Below are 2,196 nucleotides of genomic sequence, written 5' to 3'. Positions count from 1 at the left end.
CCCAGGATGCGGGTGCGGTCTTCGAGGGTCTGCTGGCTCAGGGCGATGGCTTCGTTGAGCCTGCCGGCTGCCTGGTAGGCGTAGGCGAGGTTGTTGCGTGTGGTGAGGGTGTCGGGGTGGTGGGGTCCCAGGATGCGGGTGCTGTCTTCGAGGGTCTGCTCGTGCAGGGTGATGGCCTCGTCGAGCCTGCCGGCTGCCTGGTAGGCGTAGGCGAGGTTGTTGCGTGTGGTGAGGGTGTCGGGGTGGTGGGGTCCCAGGATGCGGGTGCTGTCTTCGAGGGTCTGCTCGTACAGGGTGATGGCCTCGTCGAGCCTGCCCGCGTCGCAATAGGCGCCAGCGAGGTTGTCGCGTGTGGTGAGGGTGTCGGGGTGGTGGGGTCCCAGGATGCGGGTGCTGTCTTCGAGGGTCTGCTCGTACAGGGTGATGGCCTCGTCGAGCCTGCCCGCGTCGCAATAGGCGCCAGCGAGGTTGAGACGCGCGGTCAGGGTGCTGGGGTGATCGGGGCCCAGGGTGTCGCCCGCCCGTGTGACAGAATCAGTAAGGGTAAGTGCCAGTTGTGGCATCCCAAGGTCGGTCGCATTCCGCAGAGTCGTTGCTAGTAGTGCAGCAAATTCCGGATCGGAGAATAGAGGGCGAGAGTAGCCTTGTGATGTGACGGTACCTATTTGTTCGACGAGATTGCGTGTTTCCTGTCGCTGCTGTTCAAAATTATCTAGCCGGTCCACGTCGATCTCGTTGAGAAGGGTTGTTGTGTTCGCGCGTGCCTCGTTGAGCTTCTCTTGGTTACTCAGGTAGGTTTCGCGATAAACTTGCCCCTGGAGGCGGTGAATGATGGTCTTGTTGCTGTCGATGGATTCTTGGAGAATTGATGATCTCTTCAGGAATGACAGGGTGTCTCGAACTGCGTCGGAGTCATCGTCGAGCTCCAGAAGCCAGTGAGTCGGTACTCCGGAAGCAGCGAGAAGGGACAGTATGCCAAGGAGTGAGGTGGCGATGCTCTCCTGCTGAGGGTGTTTGGTTCTGAGCTGCTCCAAGGCCTGCTCGTACGCCATTAACAGTGCGACTCCGACGGCGTCCGGGTAGTCATCGCCCTCGAGACGACTGATGCTTGACTCGAGCGGGTGATTACTCAGCCTGTCAAGGTAGCCGGACAAGGTGTATTCACCCCATTTTGCTGTCGCAGCCACTTGGGTCACGGCGACAGGAAGATCGCCAAGCACCTCTGCGATCTGGTCAGCCGCATCTCGGTGAGCGTCACCGGTGCGTTGGCAGAGAAGAGCGATCGACTGCTCCCGTTCAAAGACGCCGACTACCATTGGTGACCACCCCAAACTGTTCCAGTCAAGGTGGCGTGTGGTGGTGGTGATGACCCGGACTCCGCTGCCCTTGGGGATGAGATCTCTCAGGTCGTCGAGATTCTCCACGTTGTCGAAGACGAAGAGACGGTCCGCCGCATCTGCTGAGTGCAGCAGATCCAAGAAGCGCCGAACAACGATCTCCGGAGACACGTCCTTCGGCGCATCGATACCGATCCGTATTGCGAGCTCGTAGAGATCGGCGACAAGCTCCTTACGTGAGGCTGCATTGATCCACGCGACCAGGGGCCAATCCTCGTTTTCGCACCTGGCCGCAACGGCCGCGGCCAGCTGAGTCTTGCTGCTTCCTCGCATCCCTGTCAGAACTGTCTTCGGTTCAGCGTGAGTGAAGATGGCATCGAAGAAATTATCCTGCCCTTCTCGCTTGACGAAACCTGCGGTGACCTGGGGGCGGCTGCCGAAGCGAATCCGAGTGGGCAAGGCGGATTGGTTTCGAGTGACCGCGCTATGGATCTCCTTAATATCCGTAGCCATCGTCTTGGTGTCGGAAGCCACTTCCCTCACGCGGTCGTTAGTCTCTGCTTGCCCCTCCAGCAGTTGCTCCTGCCCGGCAAGCAGCTGCTCCTGGCCTGCGAGCAGCTGCTTGAGCGCGGCGAGGTCGAAGCCCCGTGAGCCTGGCGCGAGACGGATGAACTCTTCGGCAACGATGCGGTTCAGGTCATTGAAGAAGGGCTCGGCTGCCGCCTCGACGTTCTGGCGGCGGCCAGCCGCTCGCCGTCGGAGGTAGGTCTCGAAGTTGTCCGGGAACCGCACCGCTTCAAGGACTGCGGCGTCGTCCCCGCTGAGCTCTTTGAGCGCCACCTCCATCTCAGTGACGGCT

Annotated in this window: 1 protein-coding gene; it reads right to left on the bottom strand. The window is 60.7% G+C overall.

Annotated features, from left to right (window positions below):
• Positions 1–2,196: tetratricopeptide repeat protein (locus tag HMPREF2883_RS09760; RefSeq protein WP_256277422.1), on the bottom strand; the 2,196-nt coding region annotated here is incomplete at both ends.

It is taken from the genome of Actinomyces sp. HMSC075C01, from assembly GCF_001812965.1.
GTDB classification, from domain to species: Bacteria; Actinomycetota; Actinomycetes; order Actinomycetales; family Actinomycetaceae; genus Actinomyces; species Actinomyces acetigenes.
This window is presented reverse-complemented; position numbering and strand designations above follow the sequence as displayed.